This is a genomic window from Streptococcus sp. oral taxon 056 str. F0418, from assembly GCF_000220065.1.
Taxonomy (GTDB): Bacteria; Bacillota; Bacilli; order Lactobacillales; family Streptococcaceae; genus Streptococcus.
This window is the reverse complement of record NZ_AFQU01000001.1, coordinates 680,083-697,754: the sequence shown is the minus strand read 5'-3', so window position 1 is coordinate 697,754 and position 17,672 is coordinate 680,083. Positions and strand designations below refer to the sequence as shown.

The following is a 17,672-nucleotide window of genomic DNA, read 5'->3' as shown; positions in this document are numbered from 1 at the left end:
CTTACACAAGAAAACAAAAAATATTTATAATAAGTACATAAAGTTAGAAAGAGGTTAACTTATGAATGACGTGCAAATGGCAAGTTTCAAAATTATCTCTGCTGTTGGAACTGCTAAATCTTACTATATTGAAGCGATTCGTTTTTCAGAAAATGGCGAGTTTGAAAAAGCTCAAGAAAACATGGAGAAAGGAAAAGAATCGTATAAAGAAGGACATGAAGTCCACTTTAAATTAATCCAAGAAGAAGCCGGAGGAGGAAATCAAGATGTAACAGTTCTCTTGATTCACGCTGAAGACCAACTCATGTCTACTGAGACTATTCAGCTTCTGGCCGAACAAATGATTAATACCAATAAACGTCTTTATAAATTAGAAAATAAATAGGAGGGAAAATTTATGAAGAAGATTTATCTATTCTGTAGTGCTGGGATGTCAACTAGTATGCTTGCCAGCAATATGCAAAGTGTGGCAAATGACCATCAACTACCGATTAAAGTAGCTGCATTTCCGCATGATAAATTAACAGATATTATTGCAGAAGATCGTCCAGATTGTATTTTACTTGGTCCTCAAGTGCGATACATGTATGATGAAACAGTCGCAAAATATGGAAACGAAGGCATTCCAATTAGTGTCATCGACCAAGGCGATTATGGTATGATGAATGGCGAAAATGTTCTTAAAAGCGCCATAAAATTAATTAAAGGTAATAAATAATAATTTATGAAAGGTTAGGATTTCACATTATGATGAAACAACTGGAAAAGTTTCTGGTTCCTCTTGCGGAGGCAATCGGAAAGAATAAATATCTCGTATCAATTCGGGATGGTTTCTTAATTACTACACCGCTTTTGATTGCTGGTTCGATCTTCTTGTTGATTGGGGAATTTCCTTGGCCAGCTCTTAATGAGTGGATGGGCTCTGTCATTGTTGATCAGAAGGCTGGTACAAGCTTAACAGCATTTATCGAAAAGCCATCAAGTGCAACTTTCTCTGTTATGGCAATCTTTGCGGTTATCGCAATCGCTTATTCATTTGCTAAACAAATGAAAACCAATAAAATTTTTGGTTCTGCAACAGCAGTAATGAGCTGGTTGCTCCTTATGCCTTATGTGGTAAATGGTGCTGCAAAAGTAGGTGGTAAAGATGTACCCGTTAGCTTAGCAGGTATCCCACTTAACTGGGTAGGTGCAAAAGGTATCTTTATCGGTATTGTGGTATCATTCATTGCCGTTCATATCTATGCCTTTGTAGAAAAGAAGGGCTGGGTTATCAAAATGCCTGTAGGTGTACCGCCAACAGTAGTAGAATCATTTGCAGCGCTGATTCCAGCAACTGCTGTAATGACTGTCTTCTTCTTCATTAACCTTCTATTTGGTTTTTTAGGTACAAATGCTTTCCAAGTAATCTTTGACATTCTACAAGCTCCACTAGTAAATCTTGGTGGAACATTAGGTGCGTCATTGACAGCCTACTTCTTTAACTGCTTGTTCTGGTTCTTTGGAATCAACGGTGGTGCAATCGTTGGTGCCGTATATAGCCCAGTTCTTGCAACTCTTTCACTTGAAAATATTGAATTCTTTAAATCAGGTGTTGGTACACCACATATCATCAATGGACAATTCCAAGACTTGTTTGCAGTCTTTGGAGGTGCAGGTTCAACACTTTCTCTTATCATTGCAATGCTCTTCTTCTGTCGTTCAAAACGAATCACAGAACTTGGTAAATTGTCATTGATTCCTGGTATCTTTGGTATCAACGAACCAATTATCTTTGGTTTGCCAATGGTATTAAACCCTGTTATGGTTGTACCGTTTATCTTGACACCACTGTTCAATATCGTGGTTTCTTACACATCTATGGCAATGAAATTAGTGCCAATTACTAATGGTGTGACTATCCCTTGGACAACTCCACCAGTAATCTCAGGTTTCCTTGCGACTGACTGGCGTGGTGCAGTGCTTCAAATCGTCTTGATTATAGCTGGTGTCTTCATCTATATGCCTTTCATTAAAGCAATGGATAAACAATACCTAGCTGATGAAGCAAATGCTGTAGAAGTAGCTTCAAATGATGACCTTGATTTGGATAGCTTGTCATTTGACGACTTATAGGAGTAAACTGTGAAAATAGTAATGATTTATGACCAGATTCAAGCAGGTGCTGGAATCAAAGATGACCACATGGTTCCCTTGGGCTTAAACAAGGGAGTCGTTGGTCCGGCCATTATGATGGAACCCTATTTGAAAAGGGTAAATGGTAATGTTTTGGCTTGCTTGTACTCTGGAGACGGCTATTACAAAGAAAACAAAGAAGAAGTGAGCCGTAAATTGTGTGCCATGGTCACAAAATTACAAGCAGATATTGTTATTTGTGGCCCCTGCTTTGACTATAAAGGATACGCTCAAATGGCTGCAGAAGTTGCGGCTGATATAAATGCAAAAACAGATGCACGAGCTTTTGCTGCAATGGCAGAGGAATGTGAAGAAGTAATTGCTGCTTACAAAGATAAGGTTCGTATCGTCAAAATGCCTAAAAAAGGCGCTCCTGGTCTTAATCAGGCTTTGGAAGGAATGTGCGAATTGGCTTATGCAATGGCAAAACGTGAAGACGAAGATGCTCTTGCAAAAAAATATTGTTATTAAAGATTGATAAACAAATATTGCTAGGCTATCCCTTGTATGAGCTACTGTAGATGATTTTCTAAGAATAAATTTACTTGATAAGAACAAACTAACCAAAACGTGTGTTTCATAATCCCCTTTCTTATCAATAAAGACTGTTCTTAAGTAGCTGGTGCAGGGGATGCTTTGTTTAAAATGGAGGGAACGAAAATGAGAAGACTTGGTGTTTCTGTTTATCCCGGACACAGTGAAATTGAGGATATTTTAGATTATTTGCGATTAGCTGCTAAATACGGCTTCTCAAGAGTATTTACTTGCCTCTTGTCCGTAGGAAACCAAGAAAAAACGATTGCAGACTTTAAAGAGGCTGTTAAACTTGCGACATCACTCGGTATGGAAGTTATCGCGGATGTGGACTTGAGTGTCTTTGAGAAACTAGACCTAAAATATGACAACCTAGAATTCTTTAAAGATATGGGCTTAACAGGGATTCGCTTGGATGGTGGTTTTTCTGGTCAAGAAGAAGCCGGAATGACCTTCAATCCTCAAGGGCTGATGATTGAGCTCAACATGAGTATTGAAAATCGCTATTTAGAAAATATAGCAGCTTTCCAACCAAAGTTTGAAAAATTGATTGGATGCCATAATTTTTATCCACATCGTTACACAGGACTTTCTGTGCAACATTTCCTTAATACTTCAAAACGTTACAAAGATTTAGGCTTACGCACAGCTGCCTTTGTCAATTCAAAAGTCGCTACAACTGGTCCGTGGCCAGTTGAAGAAGGGCTTTGTACGTTAGAAATGCATCGTGAGTGGGAAATCACTAGCGCTGCTAAATGGCTTTGGGCAACAGAATTAATTGATGATGTTATCGTAGCCAACTCTTTTGCTAGCGAAGAAGAATTAAAAGCCTTGAGTGAAATTGATCCATATTTGTTGACATTAGACTGCGAATTGTCAGCCGATGATAGTGAAATCGAGCGTCATATTGTCCAAGAAGAACCACACTTGGTGCGTGGTGATTCATCTGACTATGTTTTACGTTCATCTCAAAGTCGGATTACCCACAAAAAGGATCACTTTGAACCACATGATACTCGTCCGATAGAGAAAGGGGATATCCTGATTGATAACTACCTCTATACGAAATATGCAGGTGAGTTACAGGTTGCCCTTTTGCCGATGGAAAATTCTGGCAAGACCAATGTAGTAGGTCGCATTCTTGAACAAGATCTACCTCTTTTGGATCTGCTAAAACCATGGCAAAAATTCCAATTCAGTGTAAAAGATAAGAAGTAACCAAACATCTTTATCTTTTGTATCTTACCAAATGGAGGGTGGACACTATTATTACATTTCTATATCCATTCCCTTAAAAAACTCGCTTTACTCTCCATTTAGTAGATATTTTGTTGGAGCATCCTTATCTGGTGCAACAACTCGATTTACTAGCGTGCGTTAAGGCTTTCCTGCCTTCTCGATAGAAAGCTGGTAAAAAATCAAACATGACTCGTATGAGTTGTGTTTTTTATTTTTATGTTATAATAGGTTTAGCAACACCTAACCACTGGTTATATATTGCTAAGTAAGGAATAGTGAGGATATACCATGTCTGTTATCTATCGTTTTTTAACCAGAGAAAAGCAAATCAGCCCGCATGTGAAAAAATTTGAATTTGATTTGGGAATTTTAGTGGTTAGCATGTGGTTGGTTGAAAAAGCTGGTCGTTTTTACTTGATTGATACAGGAATGCGAGGAATGGGAAAATATGCCGTCCAGTATTTGTTGCCTCAAAAAATAGAAGCCATTTTTTTGACGCACGGACATTCAGATCACATCGGTGGTCTGCCTTATCTCAAGCAACATTTTGGTGATCTTCCGACCTTAATCAGTGAGAAGGAGTTTCCCTATATTTCGGGGCAAGAGCCTTTTCCAAATCGGAAACACAGAGAAAAATTGATTTTTGACTTGTCTGATTTTATGATTTTAGAAAGTCCAGAAGCGGATCGTTTCTTGAGGGAAGCTGGCTTGAAGGTGCTCTTTTCTCCTGGGCACTCGCCTGGTCATGTTTCGTATTATCACGAAGAGGACCAGCTTATTATTGCAGGTGATTTATTTACGGCTACTCGAGGTGGAAGTTTGCGTCCACCGATGAAACAATACACGGCAGATATGAAGCAAGCTCTGGCTAGTGGTCAGGCTATTTTACAAGCTTATCCAGAGGCGGTTCTTAGTGTTTGCCATGGCAATGAGGTGAAGTGTGCCTTGCAAGCTTTTGAAGCAGCAACTGGTTTTAAGGAGCTTTTATCATGATAAAGGATACAAGAGAAAGAGTTATTAAAGTGGCAGAGCTGCTTTTTCAGAAAAAGTCTTATCAAGATGTTGGTATTCGAGAAATTGCACGAGCAGCTGGATGTTCTCATACAGCGATTTATCAGTATTTTAAGACCAAAGATTCTATTTTGTATGCGGTGGCTGAAAAACCTTTAGAACGACTATATGTTGCTTGTCTAGCGGTCTGTGAAAAGCAGATTTCTAAAAAAGAGAAATTACTACAACTTTGTCAGGTATATATTGATTTTGGCTTTCGGGAGCGTAATTTTTACGATTTACTGATTTTGTATCACGGCCAGCGCGTAGATCAGGCAACAAGCGAACAACCTATTCACCAGCTTCGGATGAAAAGCTTTTATCTTCTGCAAGAGAGTGTGTCCGACTTATTACCAGAAGATATGAATGTAGAAGAAAAGTTAAATATTAGCCGTGCAGTTTTCATTTTTCTACACGGCTTAGTGACTATATATAGTATAGATTATCAGGAATGTCCTGGATGGGTCCGTCAGATGTTGCTAGATTATATACATTATACGATTTTACGGAAAAAGATTTAGAAGGAGAAGCATGTATTTTATTTTGGCTTTACGCTTTTTACTAGAAATAACAGCCATTTTGGGTTTTTTATTAGCTCTTATAATCAAGCTATCTTGGCTAGAAAAAGGACTTTTTCTCTTGCTTGATGCAGCATTTGTTTTTTTCTGGAGTTACTATATGGCTCCTAAAGCGTCTCATTCTTTGTTGGGTTGGCAACGTCTTGTGACGGAGTTTCTTATTTTTATGCTGGTCAGCTTGGGCTTCTGGCGAATATATGGCTGGAAAGCAGCCATGATTTATTTCATATTTACGATGGGAAATCTGATTTTCTTGTACTTGTTTCATTTGAATTGATTTTTATGCTAAAATAGAGTGAAAAAATTGAAATAAGAATGAGACAGATTTATGATTACAATCATTAACCCGAGTCGTTTAACGCGCCAGCCATTTTTTCAAGAGCTAATTCATTATTTAGATCATCATGAAGAGGTTATTTTGCGGGAGATAAAGCGAGAATTTGCAGGTGTATCTAATATTGATCGATCGATAGAAGAGTATATCAAGGCGGGATACATACGTAGGGAGAGCAAGCGCTATTATCTGACGCTACCTTTTTTGGATAATCTATCAGACTTGCGCTTGGATCAAGAAGTATTCATCCGTGACACCAGTCCGATATATCAGGAGTTGCAGAACTTAACCTTTGAAACCAGTCTAAGCAATCAGACTAATGCAGCGGTTTTAATAGAAAGTACCGATTTTGCTCGTGACCATCTCACCTTGTCCAATTATTTTTATAAAATGAGACAGCAATATCCCTTGTCAGTAGAACAAAAAAGACTTTATGCTATTTTAGGCGATGTAAATCCTGAATATGCTTTGAAATATATGACCAGTTTTCTCTTGAAATATGGGAGAAAAGAGGAGCTTTTGCAAAAACGTCGCGATATATTTGTAGATAGTTTAGTTGAGCTGGGTTATATTTGTCAAAATAAAACAGGTAAATATGAGCTGTGTATGGATTTTGATAAAGAAAAATTACTGTTTCGAGCGAAGTAAGGACTGCCCAACTGACTGTCAAACAGATTAGAAAAAAGATTGCGAGGAATGATGACTATATTTGAACGTATACATCCGCGTCAGCCGCTAAAGAATCTGAAGTGGTTTGATATTTTGATTGTGACTGGTATTTTGTTTGGCTGGTTTATTTATACATCTACACAGACTTGGCTGTCTCAAAGCAATGCCAGGGAGCAAGTTTTGAGAGCAAGTGCTAGCGAGGATGTCTGGCTTTATGCCAATAATTTGAAGTTGCAGATTCTGTTTCTTGTCTTGGCGCTTTTGTACTTACTGCTACGCCATTATGATTTCAAACAGTTGCAGCTGAGGCTGTCCTGGTTGCTTTTGTGGGCGCCGCTTATTTTTGCTATGGTAGGTTTGGCTTCAGACTTGGTGGCTACCCTAGCTGGAAGCTATAATTACTTTGACCCGCGCATTTTGCAGCAGATTGACTGGACCTTTGTAGAGGTTGCACGAAAGCTCCTGCTCTTACCTCCTCTCACCATGGTCTATGCGCTGTTCAATGGTTTTTATGAAGAATTCTTTTTCTTAGGGCTTTTGACCTCTGTGAATCCAAAATATAAATGGTTCGTTTTAGCTTACTCCACTCTGATTCGTTTTACTTTTCATACCTACCAAGGTTTTCTGTCGGCTTTTACAATTGGAGTTGTCTTTGGCCTGATTTATTACTTCCTTTATACCTATAAAATCAAAAATCTCTGGCCTTTCTTTTTAGCGCATGCCATTGCTGATTTCTTTGGCTCTAGCTTGATTTATCTATTGGTGGTTTGGCGATAAAATAAGGGAGTAAGACAAAAATTGGTCTCTCAAAGAGCTCAATCTTGTTGTCTGCTCCCACAACGCTATCTGGCTTGAACAAACTTGTTCAAGCCAGATAGTGCAATATTGTGCAAAATTTGGGGCTAGGAACTTTTTGTCTAGCCTCTTATTTTATATACCCTTCTGCCACAGCATAGTCTCCAGGATAGGGAATCTTGTCATCATTTACAATTTGATAAGCATCAGCGCCTTTTCCTGCTAAAATAACAGCATCGTTTGCTTGTTTGGTAAGCCCCATCGCCATCTTAATCGCTTCTTCTCTGTCTGCGACGATATTAACTTCATGAGAAATGTAGCTAGCGATTTCTTTAGCGATTGCAACAGGATCTTCTCGATTTGGATCATCAGTTGTTAAGATAAGGTTGATTTCAGGATGTTGATTCAGTAAAAGTCCAAAGTCCTTTCGTCTACTTTCGCCTTTATTTCCAGTAGCTCCAAGGACAAGGATAGTTTGACCTTTCTGATGCTCCTGCACGACAGAGAGAAGTTTTGCCAAACTATCACCATTGTGTGCGTAATCAACAAAGATTTTAGCTCCGTTTTTTTGAGTTAAAACTTCCATTCGACCTGGTACACGAGTAGCAGCAATTCCTGCTTGAATGTCAGTTAGGCTAGCTCCCAATCGTAAGCAAGCAAGCCCCGCAGCTAGAGCATTTTCTTGATTAAAGAGCCCGATTAGTTGAATGTCGTAATTTCCAGCTATTTTACCACTCGCTTCAAAGGTAAAAGCTTGAGAATTAAAAATTTGATTATTTGATTCAGCTCCATAAAAATCATGTTCTATATTTGCAACTTGGTCAGCTAATACTTGAAAATGATCCATGCTTTTGTTGATAATAACTGCTCGGCTATTTTCCATCAAAAGTCGTTTATGATAGAAGTAATCTTCAAATGTTGGGTGTTCAATGGGTCCGATATGGTCAGGACTGATATTAAGAAAAACACCGGCATCAAAAGTTAAGCCGTAGACACGTTTCTTTAGATAAGCTTGGCTAGACACTTCCATGATAAGATGAGTCCGGCCATTTGCAACAGCTTGGGACATCATTTTAAACAAGTCCAAACTTTCAGGAGTAGTCAAAGCAGACTTAAAGAAAGTTTCTCCATCAAGGGTTGTATTCATAGTAGAAAGTAGGGCTGGGCTATGACTTTGAGACAAAATTTGATAAGCAAAATAAGCCGCAGTTGTCTTGCCCTTTGTACCAGTAAAAGCAAGAAGTTTGAGCTTTTGTTCTGGATGATCGTAAAACTCCATAGCAATTAAACTCATAGCTTGCTTGATGTCGTTAACCATAAGGACTGGTAAACCCACTTCAAAATCTTTTTCGCTGACATAGAAAGAAAGTCCAGCAGAAACAGCTTCTTCAAGAAACTCTTTTTTGAAATGATCTCCTTTAACAAAAAAGAGAGTGCTACTATTTACATCTCGACTATCATAACTAATATGATCAAAAATCAAGTTGTTTTGATGGAAAAAGTATTCTCCATCTTTCATAATTTCTCGAAAGTTGTGGTCTGCTTTTAAAATGTCAATTACAGTTTCAATTTTTATCATATCCCTATTGTAAACCTAAAGCCTACGTTTTACAAGAGGAAAGGAAAAGTTTATAATAATATAAAAGACATTAATGACGAGAAGAGGTTTGTATGAGTCAAGAAACAACAAGTCAGCAAGAGCAGATGTTGCGAGGGACAGCATGGCTAACAGCTGGAAATTTTATCAGTCGCTTGTTAGGTGCTATCTACATTATTCCTTGGTACATCTGGATGGGAAAGCATGGCGCGGAGGCCAATGGTCTTTTTACCATGGGATACAATATTTATGCCTGGTTTTTACTCATTTCAACAGCAGGAATTCCTGTAGCAGTAGCCAAGCAAGTAGCCAAGTACAATACGATTGACAAAGCTGAATATAGCTTTACCCTTATCAGAGAGTTTCTCAAATTTATGGTATTGCTAGGCGGTATTTTTGCAGTTTTGATGTATCTATTTTCGCCTGTTTTTGCGACCTTATCTGGTGGAGGAAAAGAGCTTATTCCTATCATGCAAAGTCTTTCTTGGGCTGTACTTATTTTTCCTTCTATGAGCGTCATTCGTGGATTTTTTCAAGGATTTAATAATTTAAAGCCTTACGCTCTTAGCCAAGTTGCAGAGCAGCTCATTCGGATTATTTGGATGTTATTAGCAACCTTCTTTATCATGAACTTTGGTTCTAAAAACTATGTATCGGCAGTGACGCAATCGACTTTTGCTGCCTTTGTAGGGATGCTAGCAAGTGTTGCTGTTTTAGGTTATTTTCTCTGGAAAGAGGGCATGCTGCAAGCCATTTTACAACGACCATCTACTGGAAATACGATTCATGGCCGGGAACTTTTATGGGATACGATTCGTGAGGCAATTCCCTTTATTATTACTGGATCAGCAATTCAGCTCTTTCAGATTATTGATCAAATGACTTTTATCAACGTTATGAATTGGTTTACCGATTATACCAATTCACAACTTTTGGTAATGTTTAGTTATTTTTCAGCCAATCCAAATAAAATCACAATGATTTTAATTGCGGTTGCAACTTCTATTGGAGGAGTTGGGATTCCGCTTTTGACAGAGAATTATGTCAAGGGAGATTTTAAGGCTGCAGCACGATTGATACAGGATAATTTAAGTATGTTGCTTTTATTTATTCTGCCTGCAACCATTGGAGCAGTGTTGGTGGCGCGTCCTCTGTACACGGTCTTTTATGGTCAGCCAGATAATTTAGCATTGGGTCTCTTTGTTTTTGCGCTTTTACAGACAATTATTTTGAGCTTTTATACAGTTTTAGCACCCATGATTCAAGCGCTTTTTCAAAACCGCAAAGCCATTCGGTATTTTCTGTATGGTGTTTTGGCTAAGCTAGTTTTACAGTTGCCTTTGGTTTGGCTGTTTCAGGCTTATGGTCCGTTGCTTTCGACAACGGTTGGGCTCATTGTACCAATCGTATTGATGTATCGCGAAATTCGTGATATCACAGGACTAAATCCTAAAAATCTTGTCAAACGTAGTTTATTGACATGTATTTTAACCTTGGTAATGATTGTAGCAGTGACCTTAGCTGATTTAGTGCTCTGCTTGATCTTCCAACCATCCGGTCGTATTTCCAGTATGATTTATTTGGTATTTATTGGAGGTATTGGTATTGTAGCATATGTTGGATTAGCTCTTCGTGTGCGCTTGCTTGATCGTTTTGTGGGAGAAGAAAAAGCAACACGCATAAGAAACAAATTTCATGTTTCGTAATAAAGAAATCAAATAGATAAGAAGCCTTGATCAAGAGTGGTCAAGGTTTTTATATAGTTTTAGACTATATCTAGCTCTTGAAAAGAACAAAGCGCAGAACTTTCGCAAGATGTTACAATAGAGGGTGAAATATTATTGAAGGATTGGAAAGTTAATATGAGTAAGGACGTAAAATTAAATACACTACTGGCTCAGGCTGGAGTTAAAACAGACGAAGCAACCGGTGCCTTAACAACACCCCTGCATTTTTCAACGACCTACCAGCACCCTAAATTTGGCCAGTCGACAGGTTATGACTATACTCGGACCAAGAATCCAACAAGGGTTAGCTTGGAAGAAACTTTGGCTGCTATTGAGAGTGCGGATTATGCTCTAGCGACTAGCTCAGGTATGTCAGCTATTGTACTGGCCTTTAGTACCTTTCCAGTCGGAAGTAAAGTTTTGGCTGTTCGGGATCTTTATGGTGGCTCTTTCCGCTGGTTTGCTCAGGTCGAAGCGGAAGGTCGCTTTGCCTTTACCTATGCAAATACAGAAGAAGAACTACTGAACAATCTGACAGAAGATATAGATATTGTCTATATCGAGACACCGACCAATCCTCTTATGGTAGAGTTTGACATTGCTCGCATTTCCCAAGTGGCTCATGGGAGAGGAGCAATTGTCATTGTGGACAATACCTTCTACAGTCCTATTTACCAAAGACCCCTGGAAGATGGAGCTGATCTTGTCCTGCACTCTGCGACCAAGTATTTGGGCGGGCACAATGATGTCTTGGCTGGAGCTATCATGACCAATGACTCTGCTATCTATGACAAGCTTTTCTATAATTTGAACACAACTGGAGCAGTCCTGTCTCCTTTTGATAGCTACCTCCTTTTGCGAGGTCTCAAGACATTAGCTCTTCGTATGGAGCGCTCTACTCAGAATGCTCAGGAAGTGGTTGCTTTTCTGAAGCAATCTCCTGCAGTAAAAGAGGTTCTCTATCCATGCAAGGGTGGTATGATCTCCTTTAAAGTTGTGGACGAAGGAAAGATCCCTCATCTCCTAAATAGCCTGAAAGTCTTTACCTTTGCGGAAAGTTTGGGCGGAGTGGAGAGTTTGATTACCTATCCAACGACTCAGACTCATGCAGATATTCCAGCTGAAGTACGTCATTCTTATGGATTGACAGATGATTTGCTACGCCTGTCAATTGGAATTGAGGACAGTCGAGATTTAGTGGCTGATTTACGAGCAGCCTTGGAGGACTAATATGGGAAAATATAATTTTAAGACTGCACCAAATCGCTTTGGTCACCATACCTATAAATGGAAAGAAGCTGAAGAAGATAGAGATGTTCTTCCTGCCTGGATTGCGGACATGGATTTTGAAGTCCTGCCTGAAATTCAGCAAGCTGTTCATGACTACGCAGATCACTTAGTCTATGGTTATACCTATGCTAGTGAGGAGTTGATCAATGCTGTTTTAGATTGGGAGAGGACGGAGCATGGCTACGCTTTTGACAGGGAGGCCCTGGTATTTATCGAAGGAGTAGTTCCTGCTATTTCGACGGCTATCCAAGCTTTTACCAAGGAAGGCGATGCCGTTCTAATCAACACTCCGGTTTACCCTCCTTTTGCTCGCTCTGTTAAGCTCAATAATCGCCAGCTGATTACCAATTCTTTAGTAGAGCAAGACGGCTTCTTTCAGATTGACTTTGAGCAGCTGGAAAGGGATCTTATCAACAATGAAGTCAAGATGTATATTCTTTGCAATCCTCATAATCCTGGAGGGCGAGTTTGGGAACGAGAAGTATTAGAGAAAATTGGCCGTCTCTGCCAAAAGTACGGCGTTCTCGTGGTCTCAGATGAAATCCATCAAGACTTGACGCTGTTTGGACATGAACACCAGTCCTTCAATACTGTTTCTCCTGACTTTAAGGATTTCAGCCTGATTTTATCCAGTGCGACTAAGACCTTTAATATTGCTGGGACTAAAAATTCCTATGCTGTGATTGAGAATCCTAGCCTGCGTCATCAGTTTAAAAAACGTCAGCTTGCTAATAACCAACATGAAATTTCTGGTCTTGGTTTTATAGCGACAGAAACTGCTTACCGTTATGGGAACTCCTGGCTAACAGAACTGAAGACAGTCTTAGAGGAAAATATCGATTTGGCAGTTGATTATTTTGCCAAAGAAGCCCCACGCCTGCGGGTCATGAAGCCTCAAGGAACCTATCTGATTTGGCTGGACTTCTCAGATTATGGTCTGACAGATGACCAGCTCTTCCAGCTGCTGCGGGAAGAGGCAAAGGTCGTCCTGAATCGAGGAAGTGATTTTGGCAAAGAAGGTAAAGGTCATGCCCGTCTAAATGTAGCTGCACCAAAGGATATGGTTGTAGAAATTTGTAAACGCATTGGAGCTGTTTTACCTAAGTAGTCGGTTTTAGCTCAGGTTTGCAAAAAATTTTCAAATTAGTGATTTCTTTATTGACAATCCTTACAAAGAGGAGTATAGTAAGAATGGAAAATCGGTAGGTGAGGCTACCATAAGGATACGGATGACTACCGCAAAGCAGTGGAGACACTACTCGTTGGTCAACAGTCCTGATCGCCAAGGTCAAGACTAAGCTCATTTCATCGCCTTATGGAGTTAAAGCTTGAACGGTAAATGCTTACTTTATTGTTTAAAAATAAAGTAAATGACCTGACATGCAAACAACCCTGCTGAGAAATGAGCAGGGTATTTTTATTGACATAATATAAAGTAAATAGTCGACTACCTGCAAATCAAGAAAAAAGAAGGGAGAAGAAACGATGCAAATTGACGATCATCCGGAACCGCACATACACAGCCAATCGCTGATTTGTGTCGTTCTGTCCTTATAAAGTGATTGGTCCCTGTGTATGAAAATCATTAATCATACATAAAGGAGAAACCAATGAAAACAGTAAAAGAAAGATTAGTTGCTGCTTTGCAGCTTCCTGTACAAGAAACCCTGGCATTCTACAAAAGTGCCTTTCGTGGTCTGACAGAAGATCAGGTTGAAGAAAATCGTGATCTTTATGGTGAAAATGTTATCACCAAGGGGCAGGAAGACTCCATTCTAAAGAAAATTTACGAGTCTATTATTAACCCCTTTACAGTCATCTTATTAGTGATTGCTTTAGTCTCTTTGGTGACTAATGTCTGGCTGGCTAAGCCTGGTGAGGAAGATCCGACAACTTCCATTATTATTGTCGTTCTGGTTTTGATTTCTGGAGGCATTCGTTTTATTCAGGAATTGCGGAGTGACCGCGCTGCTAGCAATCTGTCTCGGCTGATTGTCAATACAGCTACGGTCATCAGAGAAGGAGTAGAGCAAGAACTTCCCATTGATGAGCTTGTTGTGGGAGACATCATCAAGCTTAGTGCTGGAGACATGATTCCCGCAGATGTCTTGCTGTTAGACTCGCGTGATTTCTTTGTACAGCAGTCTGGACTGACAGGCGAAAGTGATGCGGTAGAAAAGGTATGTCTTGCAAAGGCTGATGGGCAGAACTTTGATAGCCTTTTAGAGACAGAATCATTGGCCTTCATGGGAACGAACGTTATTTCCGGAAGAGCCACAGCTCTAGTGCTAGTGGTTGGCGACGAGACCATGATGGGTGCCATTGAGCAGACGCTGAATACTTACGACGAGCCGACCTCTTTTGAGCGCGAGATGAATAGTATCTCATGGCTTTTGATTCGTCTGATGCTCGTCATGGTGCCAGTCGTATTCTTCATCAATGGTCTGACAGACGGTGACTGGCTAGAAGCGGGAGTATTTGCTCTCAGTGTTGGAGTCGGCCTGACTCCAGAAATGCTGCCTATGATTATCACAGCAAGCCTAGCTAAAGGTTCCATTATCATGGCTCAGGAAAAGGTCGTGATTAAAAAGCTGAATGCCATCCAAGACCTAGGAGCTATTGATATCCTCTGTACCGATAAGACAGGTACACTGACCCAAGACGAGATTGTCTTGGAATACCCTCTGGATATTCACGGTGATTTAGATTTGGCAGTGCTCCGTCGTGCCTTTCTAAATTCCTACTATCAAACGGGACTCAAAAACCTCATGGATCGGGCTATTATCAACCGAACAGAGAAAGAAGCCGAAAAGCATGAGATTGTTCGTGACTTAGACCAAACCTTTAAGAAAATTGATGAACTGCCCTTTGACTTTGAGCGTCGTCGTATGAGCGTCATTGTCAAGGATGATGAAAATGTCATCAGCATGGTAACCAAGGGTGCCTTAGAGGAAATGCTAGCTATCTCTAGCTATGTAGAATACAAAAATCAAATCACAGAACTAACTGAGGAGATTCGTCAGGAAATCCTTGCGGAAGTAGCCCAACTCAATGAACAAGGATTGCGCGTGCTTGGTGTTAGCTACAAGTCAGACCTAGAAGAAGATTATGACTATGAAGTCAAGGATGAGTCTGATATGATTTTGACGGGCTACCTGGCCTTTCTGGATCCACCTAAATCATCCGCAGCACCAGCTATTGAAACCTTGGCTGAATACGGTGTTGCCACTAAGATTTTGACCGGTGATAATGATAAGGTGACCCAGGCAGTCTGTGAAAAAGTTGGCCTTGATGTAGACAATATCTTGCTGGGTGTAGAGGTAGATGCTTTATCAGATGAGGAATTGAGCCAAGCAGTAGAGCATACAACGGTTTTTGCCAAGCTCTCACCTGACCAAAAAGCACGGATTATTCTCCAGCTCAAGGCCAATGGTCACAAGGTCGGCTACATGGGTGATGGAATCAACGATGCGCCTTCTATGAAGGTGGCAGATGTGGGTATTTCTGTTGATACTGCTGTCGATATTGCCAAGGAAACGGCAGATGTCATTTTGCTGGACAAGGACCTTATGGTTCTGGAGAAAGGGTTGGTAGAGGGACGTAAGGTCTATGCCAACATGACCAAATATATCAAGATGACCGTCAGTTCTAATTTTGGAAATATCTTCTCTCTCCTCTTTGCCAGTATCTTTTTGCCATTTCTTCCTATGGCACCAGTTCATTTGATAGTTCTCAATCTGGTCTATGACTTGTCTTGTATAGCCCTGCCTTTTGATAATGTGGATAGTGAATTTCTCAAGAAACCACGGATTTGGTCTGCTAACTCTATTACTCGCTTTATGGCTTGGATTGGGCCTATCTCGTCTATTTTTGATGTTTTAACTTATTTGATTCTCTATTTTATCGTTGTGCCAATGCTGATTGGAGGAAGCTATCAGGCAGGTTCAGAACAGGCTGGAGCTTTTATCACACTTTTTCAAACTGGGTGGTTTATTGAGTCTATGTGGACTCAAACTATGGTTATTTATATGTTACGCTCCCCTAAGCTGCCTTTTGTGCAAAGTCGTCCTGCTTTGTCTGTTATTGTAACGACTATGGTGGCTGCTCTCTTTGTTACTTCCTTGCCATATAGCTTATTTGCATCAGTTCTCAAAATGGCTCCGCTCAATGGCACTTATTTCCTATTTCTTTTCCTGATCATTGTACTTTACATGGTTAGCGTAACCTTTATTAAACACTTGTATATCAAGCGATATAAGGAATGGCTTTAGAACCAAGAAAAACTCTGAAAAGGTTTGCTTATGGCAAGCCTTTTCACACTTTTTTTGATATAATAAGAAGAATAAATTGAAAGAAGGAAATCCAATCATGGGAAAACTTGAAGTTATCGCTCATCCACTTATTCAGCATAAATTGTCAATCTTGCGTCGTACAGATACCTCTACCAAGGCTTTTCGTGAATTAGTTGATGAAATCGCAATGCTCATGGGATATGAGGTTTTGCGCGATTTACCTCTTGAAGATGTCGAAATTGAAACACCGATTACGAAAACCGTCCAAAAGCAGATTGCAGGGAAAAAATTAGCTATTGTTCCTATTCTTCGTGCGGGGATTGGCATGGTCGATGGACTTCTAAGCTTGGTTCCAGCGGCAAAGGTTGGTCACATCGGTATGTATCGTGATGAAGAGACTTTGAAGCCGGTTGAGTATTTGGTGAAGTTGCCAGAAGATATCGACCAACGTCAGATTTTCGTTGTTGATCCAATGTTGGCTACGGGTGGTTCTGCTATCTTGGCTGTGGATTCTCTCAAGAAACGTGGTGCAAGCCACATTACATTTGTCTGCTTGGTTTCAGCACCTGAAGGGGTAAAAGCCTTGCAGGAAGCTCACCCAGACGTTGATATTTTCACAGCTGCTTTGGATGAGCACCTAAACGATCATGGATATATTGTCCCTGGTCTTGGTGATGCAGGAGACCGCCTTTTCGGAACAAAATAAACGTTTATGTTTGACCTTTGTTGACCAAAAGGTTATAATAATCTCATCATTTGAAAATTCTAGTAACAGAAAGTGAGAAAACTATGATTCCTGTAGTTATTGAACAAACAAGTCGTGGCGAACGTTCGTATGACATTTATTCTCGTCTATTAAAGGATCGTATTATTATGCTGACTGGCCCAGTAGAAGACAATATGGCCAATTCAATTATTGCCCAGCTTCTCTTTTTAGATGCGCAAGATAGTACGAAAGATATTTACCTTTATGTTAACACTCCTGGTGGGTCTGTTTCAGCAGGCTTGGCTATTGTGGATACTATGAATTTTATTAAGTCTGATGTACAGACTATTGTCATGGGGATGGCTGCTAGCATGGGAACAATCATTGCTTCTAGTGGTGCTAAGGGCAAACGCTTTATGCTACCAAATGCTGAATATATGATTCATCAACCAATGGGTGGTACTGGCGGTGGAACTCAGCAAACAGATATGGCTATTGCTGCAGAACATTTGCTGAAGACTCGGAAAACTTTAGAGCAAATTCTTGCTGATAATTCTGGTAAAACAGTTGAACAAGTCCACAAAGACGCAGAACGTGATTATTGGATGAGTGCGGAAGAAACACTTGCTTATGGCTTCATTGACGAAATCATGGCTAACAATAATTTAAATTAATACCTATAACTA

General features: G+C 40.0%; 17 protein-coding genes and 1 riboswitch. Of the genes, 16 read left to right on the top strand and 1 reads right to left on the bottom strand.

Annotation, left to right across the window (positions count from 1 at the left end; genetic code table 11):
* Positions 1 to 61 precede the first annotated feature (61 nt).
* From HMPREF9182_RS03450 to HMPREF9182_RS03405, 10 genes are all read left to right on the top strand, one after another.
* Positions 62 to 385: a PTS lactose/cellobiose transporter subunit IIA gene (locus HMPREF9182_RS03450; RefSeq protein ID WP_009754361.1), complete on the top strand. Its 324-nt coding sequence runs from the start codon at positions 62 to 64 to the stop codon at positions 383 to 385.
* A 12-nt stretch (positions 386 to 397) separates the two neighbouring features.
* Complete coding sequence (locus HMPREF9182_RS03445) at positions 398 to 718, top strand: PTS sugar transporter subunit IIB (protein WP_009754951.1); 321 nt, start codon at positions 398 to 400, stop codon at positions 716 to 718.
* A gap of 29 nt (positions 719 to 747) precedes the next feature.
* Positions 748 to 2,115: a PTS sugar transporter subunit IIC gene (locus HMPREF9182_RS03440; RefSeq protein WP_009443615.1), complete on the top strand. Its 1,368-nt coding sequence runs from the start codon at positions 748 to 750 to the stop codon at positions 2,113 to 2,115.
* A gap of 9 nt (positions 2,116 to 2,124) precedes the next feature.
* On the top strand, positions 2,125 to 2,646 hold the full coding sequence (locus tag HMPREF9182_RS03435; RefSeq protein WP_009443472.1) for a GrdB-related putative oxidoreductase: 522 nt from the start codon (positions 2,125 to 2,127) through the stop codon (positions 2,644 to 2,646).
* A 189-nt stretch (positions 2,647 to 2,835) separates the two neighbouring features.
* Positions 2,836 to 3,927 carry a DUF871 domain-containing protein gene (locus tag HMPREF9182_RS03430; protein ID WP_009754515.1) on the top strand — a complete coding sequence of 364 codons (1,092 nt, stop codon included), beginning with the start codon at positions 2,836 to 2,838 and terminating at the stop codon, positions 3,925 to 3,927.
* A gap of 309 nt (positions 3,928 to 4,236) precedes the next feature.
* Complete coding sequence (locus HMPREF9182_RS03425; protein ID WP_009443264.1) at positions 4,237 to 4,941, top strand: MBL fold metallo-hydrolase; 705 nt, start codon at positions 4,237 to 4,239, stop codon at positions 4,939 to 4,941.
* A complete protein-coding gene (locus HMPREF9182_RS03420) occupies positions 4,938 to 5,519 on the top strand; it encodes a TetR/AcrR family transcriptional regulator (RefSeq protein WP_009754224.1) in 582 nt (193 codons plus the stop codon). The genes HMPREF9182_RS03425 and HMPREF9182_RS03420 overlap by 4 nt, the downstream gene beginning before the upstream one ends.
* A 10-nt stretch (positions 5,520 to 5,529) precedes the next feature.
* Positions 5,530 to 5,853, top strand: coding sequence for a DUF2568 domain-containing protein (locus HMPREF9182_RS03415; RefSeq protein ID WP_009754927.1), 324 nt, complete (start codon positions 5,530 to 5,532; stop codon positions 5,851 to 5,853).
* A 51-nt stretch (positions 5,854 to 5,904) separates the two neighbouring features.
* Positions 5,905 to 6,558, top strand: coding sequence for a DUF1803 domain-containing protein (locus tag HMPREF9182_RS03410; RefSeq protein WP_009443404.1), 654 nt, complete (start codon positions 5,905 to 5,907; stop codon positions 6,556 to 6,558).
* Positions 6,559 to 6,609: 51 nt separating this feature from the next.
* A complete protein-coding gene (locus HMPREF9182_RS03405; protein WP_037602971.1) occupies positions 6,610 to 7,356 on the top strand; it encodes a CPBP family intramembrane glutamic endopeptidase in 747 nt (248 codons plus the stop codon).
* Between the two features lie 148 nt (positions 7,357 to 7,504).
* Here the strand turns inward: HMPREF9182_RS03405 and HMPREF9182_RS03400 are convergent, their stop codons facing one another.
* The gene (locus HMPREF9182_RS03400) at positions 7,505 to 8,953 is read right to left on the bottom strand and encodes a UDP-N-acetylmuramoyl-L-alanyl-D-glutamate--L-lysine ligase (protein WP_009754330.1); all 1,449 of its coding nucleotides are present in this window, start codon (positions 8,951 to 8,953) and stop codon (positions 7,505 to 7,507) included.
* 92 nt (positions 8,954 to 9,045) lie between these two features.
* Here HMPREF9182_RS03400 and HMPREF9182_RS03395 point away from each other — a divergent pair, with 92 nt between their 5' ends.
* The 6 genes from HMPREF9182_RS03395 (at position 9,046) to HMPREF9182_RS03370 (ending at position 17,660) form a co-directional block, all read left to right on the top strand.
* On the top strand, positions 9,046 to 10,677 hold the full coding sequence (locus HMPREF9182_RS03395; RefSeq protein WP_009443343.1) for a putative polysaccharide biosynthesis protein: 1,632 nt from the start codon (positions 9,046 to 9,048) through the stop codon (positions 10,675 to 10,677).
* Between the two features lie 156 nt (positions 10,678 to 10,833).
* Complete coding sequence (locus HMPREF9182_RS03390) at positions 10,834 to 11,928, top strand: cystathionine gamma-synthase (RefSeq protein WP_009754803.1); 1,095 nt, start codon at positions 10,834 to 10,836, stop codon at positions 11,926 to 11,928.
* 1 nt (position 11,929) lies between these two features.
* Positions 11,930 to 13,096 (top strand): MalY/PatB family protein, encoded by a 1,167-nt coding sequence (locus tag HMPREF9182_RS03385; protein WP_009443908.1) that lies wholly within the window; start codon positions 11,930 to 11,932, stop codon positions 13,094 to 13,096.
* A gap of 83 nt (positions 13,097 to 13,179) precedes the next feature.
* A riboswitch (M-box (ykoK) riboswitch) is annotated at positions 13,180 to 13,336 on the top strand.
* Positions 13,337 to 13,598: 262 nt separating this feature from the next.
* Positions 13,599 to 16,259 (top strand): magnesium-translocating P-type ATPase, encoded by a 2,661-nt coding sequence (mgtA, locus tag HMPREF9182_RS03380; RefSeq protein ID WP_009443621.1) that lies wholly within the window; start codon positions 13,599 to 13,601, stop codon positions 16,257 to 16,259.
* Between the two features lie 97 nt (positions 16,260 to 16,356).
* Positions 16,357 to 16,986 carry a uracil phosphoribosyltransferase gene (gene upp / locus HMPREF9182_RS03375; RefSeq protein WP_037602968.1) on the top strand — a complete coding sequence of 210 codons (630 nt, stop codon included), beginning with the start codon at positions 16,357 to 16,359 and terminating at the stop codon, positions 16,984 to 16,986.
* Between the two features lie 56 nt (positions 16,987 to 17,042).
* Positions 17,043 to 17,660, top strand: a complete 618-nt coding sequence (locus tag HMPREF9182_RS03370; RefSeq protein WP_255263272.1) for an ATP-dependent Clp protease proteolytic subunit — start codon at positions 17,043 to 17,045, stop codon at positions 17,658 to 17,660.
* Positions 17,661 to 17,672: the final 12 nt, after the last annotated feature.

Bases quoted from the DNA above. Each gene is read 5' to 3' on its own strand.
- HMPREF9182_RS03425 (WP_009443264.1), top strand. From the start codon at position 4,237: ATGTCTGTTATCTATCGTTTTTTAACCAGAGAAAAGCAAATCAGCCCG.
- HMPREF9182_RS03445 (WP_009754951.1), top strand. From the start codon at position 398: ATGAAGAAGATTTATCTATTCTGTAGTGCTGGGATGTCAACTAGTATG.
- HMPREF9182_RS03385 (WP_009443908.1), top strand. From the start codon at position 11,930: ATGGGAAAATATAATTTTAAGACTGCACCAAATCGCTTTGGTCACCAT.
- HMPREF9182_RS03440 (WP_009443615.1), top strand. From the start codon at position 748: ATGATGAAACAACTGGAAAAGTTTCTGGTTCCTCTTGCGGAGGCAATC.
- HMPREF9182_RS03450 (WP_009754361.1), top strand. From the start codon at position 62: ATGAATGACGTGCAAATGGCAAGTTTCAAAATTATCTCTGCTGTTGGA.
- HMPREF9182_RS03400 (WP_009754330.1), bottom strand. From the start codon at position 8,953: ATGATAAAAATTGAAACTGTAATTGACATTTTAAAAGCAGACCACAAC.
- mgtA (WP_009443621.1), top strand. From the start codon at position 13,599: ATGAAAACAGTAAAAGAAAGATTAGTTGCTGCTTTGCAGCTTCCTGTA.
- HMPREF9182_RS03430 (WP_009754515.1), top strand. From the start codon at position 2,836: ATGAGAAGACTTGGTGTTTCTGTTTATCCCGGACACAGTGAAATTGAG.
- HMPREF9182_RS03420 (WP_009754224.1), top strand. From the start codon at position 4,938: ATGATAAAGGATACAAGAGAAAGAGTTATTAAAGTGGCAGAGCTGCTT.
- HMPREF9182_RS03410 (WP_009443404.1), top strand. From the start codon at position 5,905: ATGATTACAATCATTAACCCGAGTCGTTTAACGCGCCAGCCATTTTTT.
- HMPREF9182_RS03405 (WP_037602971.1), top strand. From the start codon at position 6,610: ATGACTATATTTGAACGTATACATCCGCGTCAGCCGCTAAAGAATCTG.
- HMPREF9182_RS03395 (WP_009443343.1), top strand. From the start codon at position 9,046: ATGAGTCAAGAAACAACAAGTCAGCAAGAGCAGATGTTGCGAGGGACA.
- upp (WP_037602968.1), top strand. From the start codon at position 16,357: ATGGGAAAACTTGAAGTTATCGCTCATCCACTTATTCAGCATAAATTG.
- HMPREF9182_RS03390 (WP_009754803.1), top strand. From the start codon at position 10,834: ATGAGTAAGGACGTAAAATTAAATACACTACTGGCTCAGGCTGGAGTT.
- HMPREF9182_RS03415 (WP_009754927.1), top strand. From the start codon at position 5,530: ATGTATTTTATTTTGGCTTTACGCTTTTTACTAGAAATAACAGCCATT.